Origin of the sequence: Enterobacter quasimori (assembly GCF_018597345.1) — a bacterium.
In the GTDB taxonomy this organism is placed as follows: domain Bacteria; phylum Pseudomonadota; class Gammaproteobacteria; order Enterobacterales; family Enterobacteriaceae; genus Enterobacter; species Enterobacter mori.
Window position 1 is genome coordinate 254,731 of record NZ_JAHEVU010000002.1, and the last position, 14,590, is coordinate 269,320.

At 56.2% G+C, this 14,590-nt stretch carries 15 protein-coding genes; 11 read left to right on the plus strand and 4 right to left on the minus strand.

The annotated features are described in order from the left end of the window. Positions 1-5 precede the first annotated feature (5 nt). Positions 6-557, plus strand: a complete 552-nt coding sequence (gene yfcE / locus KK102_RS09645) for a phosphodiesterase (protein ID WP_216357464.1) — start codon at positions 6-8, stop codon at positions 555-557. A 55-nt stretch (positions 558-612) separates the two neighbouring features. Continuing rightward, positions 613-1,179, plus strand: a complete 567-nt coding sequence (gene yfcD / locus KK102_RS09650; protein WP_010433290.1) for an NUDIX hydrolase YfcD — start codon at positions 613-615, stop codon at positions 1,177-1,179. A gap of 3 nt (positions 1,180-1,182) precedes the next feature. Here yfcD and KK102_RS09655 read toward each other — a convergent pair whose 3' ends face one another. After that, positions 1,183-2,202 (minus strand): LacI family DNA-binding transcriptional regulator, encoded by a 1,020-nt coding sequence (locus KK102_RS09655; RefSeq protein ID WP_010433293.1) that lies wholly within the window; start codon positions 2,200-2,202, stop codon positions 1,183-1,185. Positions 2,203-2,438: 236 nt separating this feature from the next. Between KK102_RS09655 and KK102_RS09660 the strand changes: the two genes are divergently transcribed. The 5 genes from KK102_RS09660 to KK102_RS09680 all read left to right on the plus strand — a co-directional run bounded on the left by KK102_RS09660 (position 2,439) and on the right by KK102_RS09680 (position 6,421). Further along, a complete protein-coding gene (locus KK102_RS09660; protein WP_126544357.1) occupies positions 2,439-2,882 on the plus strand; it encodes a PTS sugar transporter subunit IIA in 444 nt (147 codons plus the stop codon). A gap of 80 nt (positions 2,883-2,962) precedes the next feature. Next, positions 2,963-3,235: a PTS sugar transporter subunit IIB gene (locus KK102_RS09665; RefSeq protein ID WP_003861447.1), complete on the plus strand. Its 273-nt coding sequence runs from the start codon at positions 2,963-2,965 to the stop codon at positions 3,233-3,235. A gap of 21 nt (positions 3,236-3,256) precedes the next feature. After that, positions 3,257-4,648: a PTS ascorbate transporter subunit IIC gene (locus tag KK102_RS09670; RefSeq protein ID WP_216357465.1), complete on the plus strand. Its 1,392-nt coding sequence runs from the start codon at positions 3,257-3,259 to the stop codon at positions 4,646-4,648. Then, positions 4,645-5,475 carry a transketolase gene (locus KK102_RS09675; RefSeq protein ID WP_126544359.1) on the plus strand — a complete coding sequence of 277 codons (831 nt, stop codon included), beginning with the start codon at positions 4,645-4,647 and terminating at the stop codon, positions 5,473-5,475. The genes KK102_RS09670 and KK102_RS09675 overlap by 4 nt, the downstream gene beginning before the upstream one ends. Further along, complete coding sequence (locus tag KK102_RS09680) at positions 5,468-6,421, plus strand: transketolase family protein (RefSeq protein ID WP_216357466.1); 954 nt, start codon at positions 5,468-5,470, stop codon at positions 6,419-6,421. Before KK102_RS09675 ends, KK102_RS09680 begins: the two co-directional genes overlap by 8 nt. A gap of 112 nt (positions 6,422-6,533) precedes the next feature. On the opposite strand, the gene pta is transcribed toward KK102_RS09680, so the two are convergent. Beyond that, a complete protein-coding gene (pta, locus tag KK102_RS09685) occupies positions 6,534-8,675 on the minus strand; it encodes a phosphate acetyltransferase (RefSeq protein ID WP_216357467.1) in 2,142 nt (713 codons plus the stop codon). Between the two features lie 76 nt (positions 8,676-8,751). After that, complete coding sequence (gene ackA / locus KK102_RS09690) at positions 8,752-9,954, minus strand: acetate kinase (protein WP_010433314.1); 1,203 nt, start codon at positions 9,952-9,954, stop codon at positions 8,752-8,754. A gap of 337 nt (positions 9,955-10,291) precedes the next feature. On the opposite strand from ackA, the gene yfbV reads away from it, so the two are divergent. From yfbV to KK102_RS09710, 4 genes are all read left to right on the plus strand, one after another. Then, on the plus strand, positions 10,292-10,747 hold the full coding sequence (yfbV, locus tag KK102_RS09695; protein ID WP_126544362.1) for a terminus macrodomain insulation protein YfbV: 456 nt from the start codon (positions 10,292-10,294) through the stop codon (positions 10,745-10,747). 92 nt (positions 10,748-10,839) lie between these two features. Beyond that, the gene (locus tag KK102_RS09700) at positions 10,840-11,334 is read left to right on the plus strand and encodes a YfbU family protein (RefSeq protein WP_010433320.1); all 495 of its coding nucleotides are present in this window, start codon (positions 10,840-10,842) and stop codon (positions 11,332-11,334) included. A gap of 11 nt (positions 11,335-11,345) precedes the next feature. Further along, entirely contained in the window at positions 11,346-12,005 is a 660-nt protein-coding gene (locus KK102_RS09705) for a sugar phosphatase (RefSeq protein WP_126544364.1), read from the plus strand. Between the two features lie 75 nt (positions 12,006-12,080). Then, positions 12,081-13,913 carry an SLC13 family permease gene (locus tag KK102_RS09710; protein WP_216357468.1) on the plus strand — a complete coding sequence of 611 codons (1,833 nt, stop codon included), beginning with the start codon at positions 12,081-12,083 and terminating at the stop codon, positions 13,911-13,913. A gap of 57 nt (positions 13,914-13,970) precedes the next feature. Here the strand turns inward: KK102_RS09710 and yfbR are convergent, their stop codons facing one another. Further along, the gene (gene yfbR, locus KK102_RS09715; RefSeq protein ID WP_010433329.1) at positions 13,971-14,570 is read right to left on the minus strand and encodes a 5'-deoxynucleotidase; all 600 of its coding nucleotides are present in this window, start codon (positions 14,568-14,570) and stop codon (positions 13,971-13,973) included. Positions 14,571-14,590 lie beyond the last annotated feature (20 nt).

Here is a 14,590-nt window from a genome sequence, read left to right on the forward strand (position 1 = left end):
GACTGATGAAACTCATGTTTGCGTCGGATATCCATGGATCGCTGCCCGCTACCGAGCGCGTTCTTTCTCTGTTTGCCGAAAGCGGGGCACGGTGGCTGGTGGTGCTGGGCGATGTGTTAAACCATGGCCCGCGAAATGCGCTGCCGGAAGGGTATGCACCCGCGCAGGTGGCGGAAAAACTTAATGAACATGCCTCGCGTATTATCGCGGTGCGCGGTAACTGCGACAGTGAAGTTGACCAGATGCTGCTGCATTTTCCCATCACCGCGCCCTGGCAGCAGGTCCTGCTGGAAAAGAACCGTCTTTTTTTGACTCACGGTCATCTTTTTAGTCCGGATAACCTTCCGGCACTCGCCGCTGGCGATGTCCTGGTTTATGGTCATACTCATATTCCGGTAGCGGAAAAACGCGGTGAAATTTATCACTTTAACCCCGGTTCGGTCAGCATTCCGAAAGGCGGTCATCCGGCGAGCTATGGCATGCTGGATGGAAATACCCTGAGCGTTATCGCACTTAATGATCAGCAAGTTATTGCGCAGGTAGCGATTAATCCGTAAGTTACACCACAACTGCAAACGCGCCGAAAGAGCGCTTAGACGAGAAGGTTTCCCGATGGTGGAGCAGAATCATTTGGCAAGTACTGAGTGGGTTGACATTGTCAGCGAAGAGAATGAAGTGATCGCGCAGGCCAGCCGCGAACAAATGCGCGCGGAGCGACTGCGTCACCGCGCTACGTACATTGTTGTGCATGACGGCATGGGCAAGATTCTGGTCCAGCGCCGCACGGACACCAAAGATTTTCTCCCCGGTATGCTGGATGCCACGGCGGGCGGCGTTGTGCAGGCCGATGAAGTGCTGCTGGATTCCGCGCGTCGCGAAGCAGAAGAAGAGCTAGGTATCGCCGGCGTGCCGTTTGCCGAGCACGGCCAGTTCTATTTCGAGGACGAAAACTGTCGCGTCTGGGGCGGGCTGTTTAGCTGCGTCTCTCACGGGCCTTTCGCCCTGCAGGAAGAGGAAGTGAGCGAAGTCTGCTGGATGACGCCGGAAGAGATCACCGCGCGCTGCGACGAATTCACCCCGGACTCCTTAAAAGCACTGGCGCTGTGGATGACCCGCAACGCCAAAAACGAATCCGCTAAGCCAGAAAGCAAAGCGGAAAAAGAGGAAGAGGCTGAGTAAGCCTTAACAGCTTTCCCGCAGGCAGAGGCTGGACGCGATAGGTTTATGGTCGCGCCAGTCTCCATCATTCAGACGTTCCAGCAACGCTTTCCCGGCCTCAATTCCAATCTTACGATGCGGTACCGCCATGGTCGTCAGCGGCGGCTGACAGACGCGGCTCACGTCGCTATCGCCAAAGCCTACCACGGCTAAATCGTCTGGCACTTTAATGCGTCGACGCTGGCATTCATAGAGTGCCCCGCAGGCCAGTTCGTCCGAGACGCACACCAGCGCATCCAGCTCCGGCCAGGCCAGCAGGAATTCCGGCAACTGTGCCGCGCCCGTGGAGAAATTTGGCGGCATGGCGGCGTTAATCACTCTGTTCGGCGACAAATGGTGGCGAAGCATGGCTTTGTACCAGCCCTGCAAATGCTGCTGGAAAATCCACTGCTCCTGGTTGGCGCACAGCAGGCCGATATTTTGATAGCCGCGCTGAATCACCATTTCCGTCAGTTCGTACATGGCGGCGACGTTATCAATGCCGATATTCATATCAATCGGATCGGCGCGCATCGCCCCCATTTCCATCACCGGAATGGAGGCATTTTTCAGCCAGTGGCGCACGGTATCCGTGTGCTCGACGCTGAGCAAAATGGCGGCGGCGATATTTGACGCCAGCAGCGTTTCCAGTAATTTCTCTTCCTGCTCAAGACGGTGCTGGGACTCTGCCAGCATGATCTGATATCCGGCGGGTTGCAGTACCTGCTGTAGCCCGGCGAACATCTCTGAGCAACCGGCTTCGGAGAGGTTAGGAACAACCATTGCGATCGTCCATGAAGAGGCTGACGCCAGCGCGCTGGCCGCAAGATTAGGCATGTAGCCCAGCTCCTGCACCGCAGCGTCTATTTTTTCTCGCAGTTTATCGGAAACCTGTTCGGGCGTGCGGAGCGCACGTGACACGGTCATTGTGCCCACACCGGCAAGCAGTGCGACATCGGCCAGCGTCACCTTACCGGTACTGCGTCGTTTTCGGGTTAGAGACATACACCTTCCTGCTAACAGGGCGCGACTACTTTCATCCTTCGCTTCACGTGAAAGGCAGTATACGCCTTAAATCCCTTTTTTTGCTGTGATTTAGCACCGTGATTGCAATTTGATAGCGCTATCACATTTCTGCATGTTAACTATTGGTAGCGCTATCTTTGTGATCTTGATCGCAGTCAATCAGTGAGGTGTTGAATAAAGTTTGCTCATCTTTAGCGTTGTAGCCGGAGGGCAAAATGCTCAAAAAATGGATATATGATACAACCATCACGCTGCAGGAGAGCGTAGAGGACTGGCCGCAGGCGCTGGAGCTATGCGCGAAGCCGCTGCTGGATTTGCAGGTGATTGAGCCTGAATACGTCACCGCCATCATCCATCAGCACCACACGTTAGGACCCTATTATGTGCTGGCACCAGGGCTGGCGATGCCGCATGCGCGGCCGGAGGAAGGCGCCAAAGGACTGGGGTTGTCGTTATTAAAACTAAAACAGGGCGTCTCGTTTGGTGCCGGTGAGTTTGACCCTGTCGACGTCATTATTATGCTCGCTGCACCCGACAAAAATAGCCATATCGAGATGATCTCGTCGCTGGCAGAGTTATTTTCCAGCGATGCCGATATGGCCGAACTGCATCAGGTGAATACCCTGGAGGAAATTAAAACGATTATTAACCGCTTCTGATTTAATTCTTTAATCCGTTTTTTCACAACATTACGCGTCAGCGTGGTGGGGCGTACTCTACTCAAAATAAGGGGACAACAATGAAAATTATGGCTATTTGCGGTTCTGGCCTGGGCAGCAGTTTTATGGTCGAAATGAATATTAAAAAGGTGCTCAAAAAGCTGGAGATTGAAGCTGAGGTTGAACACTCCGACCTCTCGTCTGCAACGCCTGGCGCGGCCGACCTGTTCGTGATGGCAAAAGACATCGCGGCCAGCGCCAGCGTGCCGGAAAGCCAGCTGGTGGTGATCAACAACATCATCGACATCAACGAACTTGAAGCGCAGCTGCGCGCCTGGTTCGAAAGACAATAACCCTGTTTAGGCGAGGTGGATATGTTTATCCTTGAAACGCTGAATTTCGTTGTTGATATTTTAAAAGTCCCTTCGGTGCTGGTGGGGTTAATTGCTTTAATCGGTCTGGTTGCGCAGAAAAAAGCGTTTTCCGACGTGGTGAAAGGGACCATCAAAACTATTCTGGGCTTTATTGTGCTGGGCGGCGGCGCCACGGTGCTGGTGGGGTCGTTAAATCCTTTGGGCGGGATGTTTGAGCACGCCTTTACTATCCAGGGCATTATTCCAAACAATGAAGCCATCGTGTCGATTGCGCTGGAAAAATACGGTGCCTCGACCGCGCTGATTATGGCCTTCGGGATGGTGGCGAATATTATTGTCGCCCGCTTTACCCGACTGAAGTACATCTTCCTGACCGGACACCACACGTTTTACATGGCGTGCATGATTGGCGTGATCCTGACGGTCGCAGGCTTTGAGGGCGTGGGGCTGGTCTTTACCGGCTCGCTGATCCTCGGCCTGATCATGGCCTTCTTCCCGGCGATTGCGCAGCGCTACATGAAGCGCATTACCGGTAACGATGAAATTGCCTTCGGCCACTTCGGCACGCTGGGCTACGTGCTGTCCGGCTGGATTGGCAGCAAGATCGGCAAAGGCTCCCGCTCAACGGAAGAGATGAACCTGCCGAAGAACCTGAGCTTCCTGCGCGACAGCTCGATCTCCATCTCCCTGACCATGATGATTATCTACCTCATCCTGGCGGTGAGCGCCGGACGTGAGTACGTGGAGGCCACCTTCAGCGGCGGTCAGAACTACCTGGTCTACGCCATCATCATGGCGATCACCTTTGCGGCGGGCGTGTTCATCATCCTGCAGGGCGTACGCCTGATTCTGGCGGAAATCGTTCCTGCCTTTACCGGCTTCTCGGAAAAGCTGGTACCCAATGCGCGTCCTGCGCTGGACTGCCCGGTGGTGTATCCCTATGCGCCAAACGCGGTGCTGATTGGCTTCCTGTTCAGCTTCCTCGGCGGGATTGTGGGGTTGTTCATCTGCGGTCAGTTTAGCTGGGTGCTGATCCTCCCGGGCGTGGTGCCGCACTTCTTCACCGGCGCAACGGCGGGCGTGTTCGGTAACGCCACCGGCGGACGTCGCGGGGCAATGATTGGCGCCTTTGCTAACGGCCTGCTGATCACCTTCCTGCCGGTCCTGCTGCTGCCGGTGCTGGGCGCCATTGGCTTTGCCAACACCACCTTCTCTGACGCCGACTTCGGCGCGGTCGGGATTGTCCTCGGCAACCTGGCGCGCTTCCTGTCGCCGCTTGCGATCACCGGGCTGGTTGTGGCGCTGTTCGCGCTGCTGGTGGCGTACAACGTCTTCGCGAAAAACAAACCTGCGGGCGGTAACGCGCAGGAAAACACCGGAGCCAAATCATGAATGAGAAAGAGATAACCGAACTCGCGCGTCAGATCCGTCTTGAGACGCTGAAATCCCTGACGCAGCTGGGCTTTGGCCACTACGGCGGCAGTATGTCGGTGGTTGAAACCCTGGCCGTGCTGTACGGCGCGGTGATGAAAATCGACCCGGCGGATCCGGACTGGCCGGAGCGAGACTACTTTGTCCTGTCGAAAGGTCATGCGGGCCCGGCGCTCTACAGCACGCTGGCGATCAAGGGCTACTTCCCGGTGGAAGAGTTGAGCACTCTGAACCAGAACGGTACGCGCCTGCCAAGCCACCCGGACCGCCTGAAAACGCGCGGCGTGGATGCCACCACCGGCTCGCTGGGACAGGGTATCTCCATTGCGGGCGGTATGGCGCTCTCGCACAGGCTGGCGGGGCGACCGAATCGGGTCTTCTGCATCGTCGGTGACGGCGAGCTGAACGAAGGGCAGTGCTGGGAAGCCTTCCAGTTTATCGCCCATCATCGCCTGAACAACCTGACGGTGTTCGTGGACTGGAACAAACAGCAGCTCGACGGCGAGCTGGACGAGATCATCAGCGCGTTCGACCTGGAAGGTAAATTCCGCGCCTTTGGCTTTGACGTGGTGACGGTGAAGGGGGGCGACATTCCTGCGCTGCTGGAGGTGACGTCGCGGGTGCCTGCCGCAGACGCACGCCCGCGGGTGGTGATCCTCGACAGTATCAAAGGCCAGGGGGTGCCGTATCTGGAGCAGCTCAGCAACTCGCACCACCTGCGACTGACCGCGGAGAGCAAAGCGGTCCTCAACGAGACGATTCGCCAACTGGAGGCTTCACATGATTAAGGTTGCACCGGCAGGAAAGAAAGACGCCGTTGAGATGCGTAAAGTTTACGCTGGCTTCGTGGCAAAACAGATTGAGGCCGGAAGTGACATCATTGCGCTCGAAGCAGACCTGATGAGCTCAATGGCGATGGACGGCGTGGCGCGCGATTATCCGCAGCACGTGATTAACTGCGGCATTATGGAGGCCAACGTCATCGGCACGGCAGCCGGGCTGTCGCTTACCGGACGTAAGCCTTTCGTGCACACCTTCACCGCGTTTGCCAGCCGCCGCTGCTTCGATCAGCTGTTTATGTCCCTGGACTATCAGCGCAACAACGTGAAGGTGATAGCGTCGGACGCGGGCGTGACGGCCTGCCACAACGGCGGCACGCACATGTCCTTTGAGGATATGGGCATCGTGCGCGGCCTGGCGCACTCGGTGGTGCTGGAGGTGACCGACGCGGTGATGTTCGAGGACGTGCTGCGCCAGCTTATCGACCTCGAAGGCTTCTACTGGGTGCGGACCATTCGTAAACAGGCGCCGAGCGTCTACGCCCCGGGCTCAACCTTCACCATTGGCAAAGGCAACGTGCTGCGCGAGGGGAGTGATATTACGTTGATCGCCAACGGCATCATGGTGGCGGAAGCGCTGGAGGCGGCGCGTCAGCTGGAGCAGGAGGGCGTAAGCGCGGCGGTTATCGACATGTTTACCCTGAAGCCCATCGACCGGATGCTGGTGAAAAACTACGCCGAGAAAACCGGGCGCATCGTCACCTGTGAAAACCACAGCATTCACAACGGGCTGGGGTCCGCGGTGGCGGAAGTGCTGGTGGAAACTTGTCCGGTACCGATGCGGCGGGTGGGCGTCAAGGAGCGTTACGGCCAGGTGGGTACGCAGGATTTCCTGCAGAAGGAGTATGGCCTGACGGCACATGACATTGTGTCGGCGGCGCGCGAGCTGCTGTAAATAAAAAAGGCGACCGGTTAAGTGGTCGCCTTTCTTGCCGGATGGCGCTTCGCTTATCCGGCCAACAAAACCGTAGGCCCGGTAAGCGCTAGCGCCACCGGGCTTTTTAACATTACTGCTGCTGCGAAGACTGGATCGCCGTCAGCGCGATGGTGTAGACGATATCGTCTACCAGTGCGCCACGGGACAGGTCGTTCACAGGTTTGCGCATGCCCTGCAGCATTGGCCCGATGGAGATCAGGTCTGCAGAACGCTGTACCGCTTTGTAGGTGGTGTTACCGGTGTTCAGATCCGGGAAGATGAACACGGTAGCGCGACCTGCAACCGGCGAGTTCGGCGCTTTGGATTTCGCAACGTCAGCCATTACCGCAGCATCGTACTGCAGCGGGCCGTCGATCATCAGGTCAGGACGTTTTTCCTGCGCCAGACGGGTCGCTTCGCGCACTTTCTCTACATCGCTACCTGCACCCGAGGTACCGGTGGAGTAGGAGAGCATCGCTACGCGCGGTTCGATACCGAAGGCAATCGCAGAGTCCGCGGACTGGATAGCGATTTCTGCCAGCTGTTCTGCGGTTGGGTCCGGGTTGATCGCGCAGTCGCCGTAAACGTAAACCTGTTCAGGCAGCAGCATGAAGAACACGGAAGAAACCAGAGAGCTGCCCGGTGCAGTTTTGATCAGCTGCAGCGGTGGACGGATGGTGTTCGCCGTGGTGTGAACCGCACCGGAAACCAGACCGTCAACTTCGTCCTGCTCCAGCATCAGCGTGCCCAGCACTACGTTGTCTTCCAGCTGTTCGCGCGCAACGGCTTCGGTCATGCCTTTGCTCTTACGCAGCTCAACCAGACGGGCAACGTAGCTTTCACGAACCACTTCAGGGTCAACGATTTCGATGCCAGCGCCCAGCTCAACGCCCTGAGACGCCGCAACGCGGGTGATCTCATCCGGGTTACCCAGCAGCACACAGGTCGCGATGCCGCGCTCTGCACAGATAGCCGCCGCTTTAACGGTACGTGGTTCGTCGCCTTCTGGCAGAACAACGCGTTTGCCCGCTTTACGCGCCAGCTCGGTCAGCTGGTAACGGAATGCTGGAGGAGACAGACGGCGGCTGCGCTCGGAGGTCGCCGTCAGGGATTCGATCCAGTCTGCGTTGATGTAGCCCGCAACGTATTCCTGAACTTTCTCGATACGCTCGTGGTCATCAACCGGTACTTCCAGGTTGAAGCTCTGCAGGCTCAGGGAGGTCTGCCAGGTGTTGGTGTTCACCATGAAGACCGGCAGGCCGGTGGCGAACGCGCGTTCGCACAGCTTGCTGACGCGTGGGTCCATCTCGTAGGCACCGGTCAGCAGGATCGCACCGATTTCCACGCCGTTCATTGCGGCCAGACAGGCTGCAACCAGAACGTCAGGACGGTCTGCGGAGGTGACCAGCAGGGAACCTGCGCGGAAGTGTTCCAGCATGTGCGGAATGCTGCGCGCACAGAAGGTCACGGACTTCACGCGACGGGTGTTGATGTCGCCTTCGTTAATCACGGTGGCGTTCAGGTGACGCGCCATGTCGATTGCACGGGTGGCAATCAGATCGAAGCTCCACGGCACCGCGCCCAGTACTGGCAGCGGGCTGGAGTCCTGCAGCTGAGCCGGATCAACTTTGATGACTTTCGCTTTGGAAGAGTCGTCGAAGATTTCGGACAGGTCAGGGCGAGTACGGCCCTGCTCATCTACCGGTGCGTTCAGCTTGTTGACGATCACGCCGGTGATGTTGGTGTTTTTCGCGCCGCCGAAGCTGCTGCGCGTCAGTTCGATACGCTCGTTCAGCTGCTCCGGGGTGTCAGTGCCCTGAGACATCACGAAAACGATCTCTGCGTTCAGGGTTTTCGCGATTTCAAAGTTCAGAGACTGGGCAAACTGGTGTTTGCGCGTCGGGACCAGGCCTTCAACCAGCACCACTTCCGCATCTTGCGCGTTAGCGTGGTAGTTGGCGATGATCTCTTCCATCAGCACGTCTTTCTGGTTGCTGGAGAGCAGAGATTCAACGTGGCTCATCTTCAGCGGTTCAGCCGCCGGCAGATTGGAGTTCTTGCGAACGATGGTGGTGGTCTGGTCTGGCGCATCACCACCGGCACGCGGCTGGGCGATTGGCTTAAAGACGCTCAGACGAACGCCTTTGCGTTCCATAGCACGGATCACGCCAAGGCTGACGCTGGTCAGGCCGACGCTGGTTCCGGTAGGGATCAGCATAATAGTACGGGACACGGTTTATCCTCTTTCGTTACCGCCGCGATTGGGCGGGTGACAAAACAGCACCGCCAGCATTGCTGGCGGTGTGGAATCAGGCAGTCAGACGGTTCGCGTCTTGCGCGATGACCAGCTCTTCGTTAGTTGGAATAACGATAGCAGGGCGGGTACCTTCTTTGTTGATGAAGCCAGACTTGCCGAAACGGGCAGCCAGGTTACGCTCGTGATCAACCTCGAAGCCCAGAACGCCCAGTTTGCCCAGGGACAGTTCACGAACCATTGCCGCGTTCTCACCAATACCACCGGTGAAGATAACCGCATCCAGACGGCCTTCCATCAGTGCAGTGTAAGAACCGATGTATTTCGCCAGACGGTGGCAGTAAACGTCCATTGCACGTTTAGCGTCCGCTTTCTCTGCGTAGTTGTCTTCAACGTAACGGCAGTCGCTGGTCACTTCGGTCAGACCCAGCAGGCCAGACTCTTTGGTCAGCATTTTGTTGATGTCGTCAACGCTCATGCCCAGGGTGTCGTGCAGGTGGAAGATGATCGCCGGGTCGATGTCACCGGAACGGGTACCCATCACCAGACCTTCCAGCGGGGTCAGACCCATGGAGGTATCAACACATTTACCGTTGCGGATAGCGGAAACAGAACCACCGTTACCCAGATGGCAGGTGATGATGTTGACTTCTTCAACCGGCTTGTTCAGAACTTTTGCGGCTTCCTGAGTCACATAGAAGTGGCTGGTGCCGTGTGCGCCGTAACGACGTACTCCGTGTTCTTTGTACAGGCTGTACGGCAGGGCATACAGGTAAGACTCTTCCGGCATGGTCTGATGGAACGCGGTGTCAAACACGGCCACGTTTTTGTCTTTCAGATTCGGGAAGGATTTCAGCGCTTCAGCGATACCGATCAGGTGAGCCGGGTTGTGCAGCGGCGCGAAGGATGCAGAGTCTTTGATGCCCTGAATGACAGATTCGTCGATCACGACGGAGCTGGTGTATTTTTCGCCGCCGTGGACGATACGGTGACCAATCGCAGTCAGCTGAGCAGACAGTTCTGGTTTTTGTGCCAGAATAGTGTTAACGATAAAGTTCAGCGCTTCACTGTGAGCGGCGCCTGCACCTAAAGCCGCTTCTTGTTTGCTGCCGTCCATCTTCCACTTGATACGTGCTTCAGGCAGATGGAAACATTCGGCCAAACCAGAGAGGTACTCGTCACCGTTGAGCGCATCGATGATGGCGAATTTCAGTGAGGAGCTACCGCAGTTCAGAACCAGTACTAACTTACTCGACATGGAAGTACCTATTATTGATACGTGGCTAAAAAAACGTCAGTGAGTCTAACAGCGTAACGCATGATGACTCGGACATTTATGATTAACATCATGCCAAACGAACATTGTGGCATGATGGAAGAAATAACTATGATTTTATGCCATTTTGAACATTTTTCAGACAATGGCATAATATGCGATAATTTGACGAGTTAACGGTTCTCGTCTACGGCCCTATCAGGCTGGCACAGGATACCCGATACGGGGTAGCGATGACAAAATATTTTGAACGTTGTCATAGCCTGTTGTGGTTTTGCACAAAAATTTTAATTTTTATATGTGAAGTTGAGGTACAGCCATGTCGACACCCGAAATCCCATCCGTGAATTTCTTTAGTCTGTTTCGTCGGGGGCAGCATTACGCGAAGACGTGGCCACTGGAAAAGCGCCTCGCGCCGATGTTTATAGAGAATCGCACTATCCGCGCCACGCGCTTTGCGATTCGCTTTATGCCGCCTGTTGCCATCTTTACCCTGTGCTGGCAAATTGCCCTCGGCGGCCAGCTTGGCCCTGCCGTTGCCACCGCGCTCTTTGCGCTGAGCCTGCCGATGCAGGGTCTATGGTGGCTGGGGAAACGCTCAATTACGCCGCTGCCGCCTACCATTTTACACTGGTTTTATGAAGTCCGCGGAAAACTTGAGGAAGCCGGTCAGGCGCTGGCACCGGTCGAAGGCAAGCCGGATTACCAGGCGCTGGCTGACACGCTCAAGCGTGCTTTTAAGCAACTTGATAAAACATTCCTTGATGACTTGTGATTGATCATCGAAACGACTAATAAAAGAAGGCACAGTAACAAACAGTTACCGTGTCTTTTTTTTAAAGTGCAATGCGCTACAGGAGTCGAAAGATGGAAATGACCCATGCCCAACGTCTGATTTTGTCTAACCAGTACAAGATGATGACTATGCTTGATCCCGATAACGCAGAACGCTACAGCCGCTTGCAAACTATCGTCGAACGCGGATTTGGTTTACAGATGCGCGAACTGGATCGCGAGTTTGGCGAACTGAAAGAAGAAACCTGCCGCATCGTGATCGACATCATGGAGATGTATCATGCGCTGCATGTGTCCTGGACGAATCTCAAAGATCGCCAGTCCATCGACGAGCGCCGCGTCACTTTTTTAGGCTTTGATGCCGCAACGGAAGCGCGCTACCTGAGCTACGTTCGCTTCATGGTGAACACCGAAGGGCGCTATACCCATTTTGATGCGGGTACTCACGGCTTTAACGCGCAAACCCCAATGTGGGAAAAATACCAGCGCATGCTGGGCGTATGGCACTCCTGCCCGCGCCAGTACCATTTAAGCAGCAACGAAATTCAACAAATCATTAATGCCTGACGGAGGTGCATGTGCAGTGTAAAGGTTTTCTGTTTGATCTGGACGGTACGCTGGTGGATTCGCTGCCGGTAGTGGAGCGTTCATGGTGCCATTGGGCCGACAGGCACGGCATCGACCATCAGGACGTACTGAATTTCATCCATGGCAAACAGGCCATTACCTCCTTGCGACACTTCTTAGCGGGACGTACTGAGGAAGAGATTCAGGCAGAGTTCAAATACCTCGAGAACATTGAGGCTACCGATACGGAAGGCATCACCGCGCTGCCGGGCGCGCGCGAGCTGCTTGAACATCTTAACGAGGCGCATATTCCGTGGGCCATTGTGACCTCCGGCTCCATTCCCGTAGCCCATGCTCGCCATAAGGCGGCGGGGTTACCGAAGCCAGAGGTGTTCATTACTGCAGAGCGCGTCAAGCGCGGCAAGCCAGAGCCAGATGCGTTCTTGCTTGGTGCAGAGCTGCTGGGCCTTGCACCGGCGGACTGCGTGGTGGTTGAAGATGCAGCTGCCGGCGTGCTGGCCGGGCTTAACGCAGGGAGCCACGTGATCGCCGTTAACGTCCCGGCGGATTCCCCCCGGTTGAGTGAGGCGGATTTTGTGCTGAATACGCTGACCGCGATTAACGTCACGAAGGGACCCGACGGAGTTGTAACCGTCTCGCTAAAAGTGTAATCCCATGATATAGCCCCACATTGCTGGGGCTTTTTTATGGCAGAATTTCTTATCTTCCACTGACAAGGATAGGTTGTGAACGGTGAACTGATTTGGGTCCTGTGCCTGCTGTTAATCGCCATCATTCTTTTCGCTACAGGCAAGGTGCGCATGGATGCCGTCGCCCTGTTTGTCATCGTCGCATTTGTGCTGAGCGGCACGCTCACGCTGCCCGAGGCATTCTCCGGGTTTAGCGACCCCAACGTTATTCTTATCGCCGCCCTGTTTATCATTGGCGACGGGCTGGTGCGCACCGGGGTAGCGACCGTCATGGGAACGTGGCTGGTGAAGGTGGCGGGCAGCAGTGAAACCAAAATGCTGATCTACCTGATGGTGACGGTTGCCGGACTGGGGGCGTTTATGAGCTCAACGGGCGTGGTCGCCATCTTTATTCCTGTGGTGCTGAGCGTCTCCATGCGGATGCAGATCTCGCCGTCGCGCCTGATGATGCCCCTGAGCTTTGCCGGTTTGATCAGCGGGATGATGACGCTGGTGGCGACGCCGCCAAACCTGGTCGTCAACAGCGAGCTGATCCGCGAAGGATTCCAGGGCTTCAGCTTTTTCAGCGTTACCCCGATTGGGCTGGTCGTTCTGGTGATGGGCGTGGTCTACATGCTGCTGACCCGTTTTGCCCTGAAAGGCGAAAATCAGGAAAAAAGCAAAGAGGGCTGGAAGCGGCGCACCTTCCGAGATCTGATTAAAGAGTACCGTCTCACCGGGCGCGCCCGACGTCTGGCTATTCGCCCCGGCTCACCGATGATTGGCCAACGGCTGGACGATCTTAAGCTCCGTGAACGCTACGGTGCGAACGTCATCGGCGTGGAGCGCTGGCGTCGCTTTCGGCGAGTGATCGTCAACGTTAACGGAGTGTCGGAATTCCGCGCGCGGGACGTTCTGCTAATTGATATGTCCACCGCAGAGGTAGACCTGCGTGAGTTTTGCAGCGAACAGCTTCTGGAGCCGATGGTGCTGCGCGGCGAGTATTTCTCCGACCAGGCGCTGGACGTCGGTATGGCCGAAGTGTCGCTGATCCCGGAATCGGAGCTGTTGGGTAAAACCGTGAGGGAAATGGGGTTCCGAACCCGCTATGGCCTGAACGTCGTGGGGCTGAAGCGCGATGGCGTGGCAATGGAAGGGGCGGTGGTGGATGAACCGATCCTGCTGGGCGATATTTTTCTCGTCGTCGGTAACTGGAAGCTGATAAGCCAGCTCGGGCAAAAAGGGCGTGATTTTGTGGTGCTCAATATGCCTGTTGAGGAGAGCGACGCCTCCCCGGCCCACAGCCAGGCACCGCACGCAATTTTCTGTCTGGTGCTGATGGTGGCGCTGATGCTGACCGATGAAATCCCCAACCCGGTTGCCGCAATCATTGCCTGTCTACTGATGGGCAAATTCCGCTGTATTGACGCCGAAAGCGCCTATAAAGCCATTCACTGGCCGAGCATTATTCTCATTGTCGGGATGATGCCCTTCGCCCTGGCGCTGCAAAAAAACGGCGGGGTGGATTTGATCGTTAAAGGCTTAATGGACGTTGGCGGCGGGTATGGGCCGTACATGATGATGGTCTGCCTGTTTATCATGTGTGCCACCATCGGTCTCTTTATCTCCAATACCGCGACGGCGGTACTGATGGCGCCGATTGCGCTGGCGATGGCGAAATCCATGGGCGTGTCGCCGTATCCGTTCGCGATGATGGTGGCGATGGCGGCCTCGGCGGCATTTATGACGCCGGTATCTTCGCCGGTGAACACGCTGGTGCTGGGGCCCGGAAATTATAGGTTCAGCGATTTCGTGAAGATTGGCGTGCCGTTCACCGTGCTGGTGATGGTGGTGTGCGTGGTGCTGATTCCGGTGTTATTCCCGTTCTGAGAATATTGCCGGGTGGCGGCTGCGCCTTACCCGGCCTACAACGCCGTTGGGCGAAAATCAGAGTGGCGAATCCTGGCTGATCTCATCCAGCGATAAATGGAAGCTCGGTACAAACACCTGCATAAAATAATCCATCTCTTCGCTGCGGCGGGACTCCAGCGTTTTTTCCAGACGCGTTTTCGCTAGTAGAAACTCATTATTTCCCGCGGACAGCTCTTCCAGACATTTCAGGTAGGCGCACAGCGCGTCGGCCTGCTTCACCAGCGACTTTTCATCTTCCGTGTACTGATGTTCATCGATAAGCGGCTCAAAGATATCGCGTAATTCATCCGGCACCATATCGATCAGCTTCTGCTGAGCAATCTTCTCAATCGCCTTATATTCCTGCGCAATCTGCGAGTTGAAATATTTCACTGGCGTCGGCAGATCGCCGGTCAGCACTTCCGAGGCATCATGGTACATCGCCAGCAGGGCAATACGTTCGGCGTTGACCTGCCCGTTAAATTTGCGGTTCTTTATGGCGGCCAGCGCGTGAGCGACCATCGCAACCTGCAAGCTGTGTTCTGACACATTTTCCGTGCGGACGTTGCGCATCAGCGGCCAGCGGTTGATCAGCTTCAGGCGGGAGAGGTGGGCAAAGAAATGACTCTGACTCATAGGTTACCTTTTGTCTTTAC

What these genes read in the sequence shown, in the direction of transcription:
- KK102_RS09665 (WP_003861447.1), top strand. Translation starts at nt 2,963, where the DNA reads ATGAAAATTATGGCTATTTGCGGTTCTGGCCTGGGCAGCAGTTTTATG.
- KK102_RS09700 (WP_010433320.1), top strand. Translation starts at nt 10,840, where the DNA reads ATGGAAATGACCCATGCCCAACGTCTGATTTTGTCTAACCAGTACAAG.
- KK102_RS09675 (WP_126544359.1), top strand. Translation starts at nt 4,645, where the DNA reads ATGAATGAGAAAGAGATAACCGAACTCGCGCGTCAGATCCGTCTTGAG.
- KK102_RS09670 (WP_216357465.1), top strand. Translation starts at nt 3,257, where the DNA reads ATGTTTATCCTTGAAACGCTGAATTTCGTTGTTGATATTTTAAAAGTC.
- yfbV (WP_126544362.1), top strand. Translation starts at nt 10,292, where the DNA reads ATGTCGACACCCGAAATCCCATCCGTGAATTTCTTTAGTCTGTTTCGT.
- ackA (WP_010433314.1), bottom strand. Translation starts at nt 9,954, where the DNA reads ATGTCGAGTAAGTTAGTACTGGTTCTGAACTGCGGTAGCTCCTCACTG.
- yfcD (WP_010433290.1), top strand. Translation starts at nt 613, where the DNA reads ATGGTGGAGCAGAATCATTTGGCAAGTACTGAGTGGGTTGACATTGTC.
- yfbR (WP_010433329.1), bottom strand. Translation starts at nt 14,570, where the DNA reads ATGAGTCAGAGTCATTTCTTTGCCCACCTCTCCCGCCTGAAGCTGATC.
- yfcE (WP_216357464.1), top strand. Translation starts at nt 6, where the DNA reads ATGAAACTCATGTTTGCGTCGGATATCCATGGATCGCTGCCCGCTACC.
- KK102_RS09660 (WP_126544357.1), top strand. Translation starts at nt 2,439, where the DNA reads ATGCTCAAAAAATGGATATATGATACAACCATCACGCTGCAGGAGAGC.
- KK102_RS09680 (WP_216357466.1), top strand. Translation starts at nt 5,468, where the DNA reads ATGATTAAGGTTGCACCGGCAGGAAAGAAAGACGCCGTTGAGATGCGT.
- KK102_RS09655 (WP_010433293.1), bottom strand. Translation starts at nt 2,202, where the DNA reads ATGTCTCTAACCCGAAAACGACGCAGTACCGGTAAGGTGACGCTGGCC.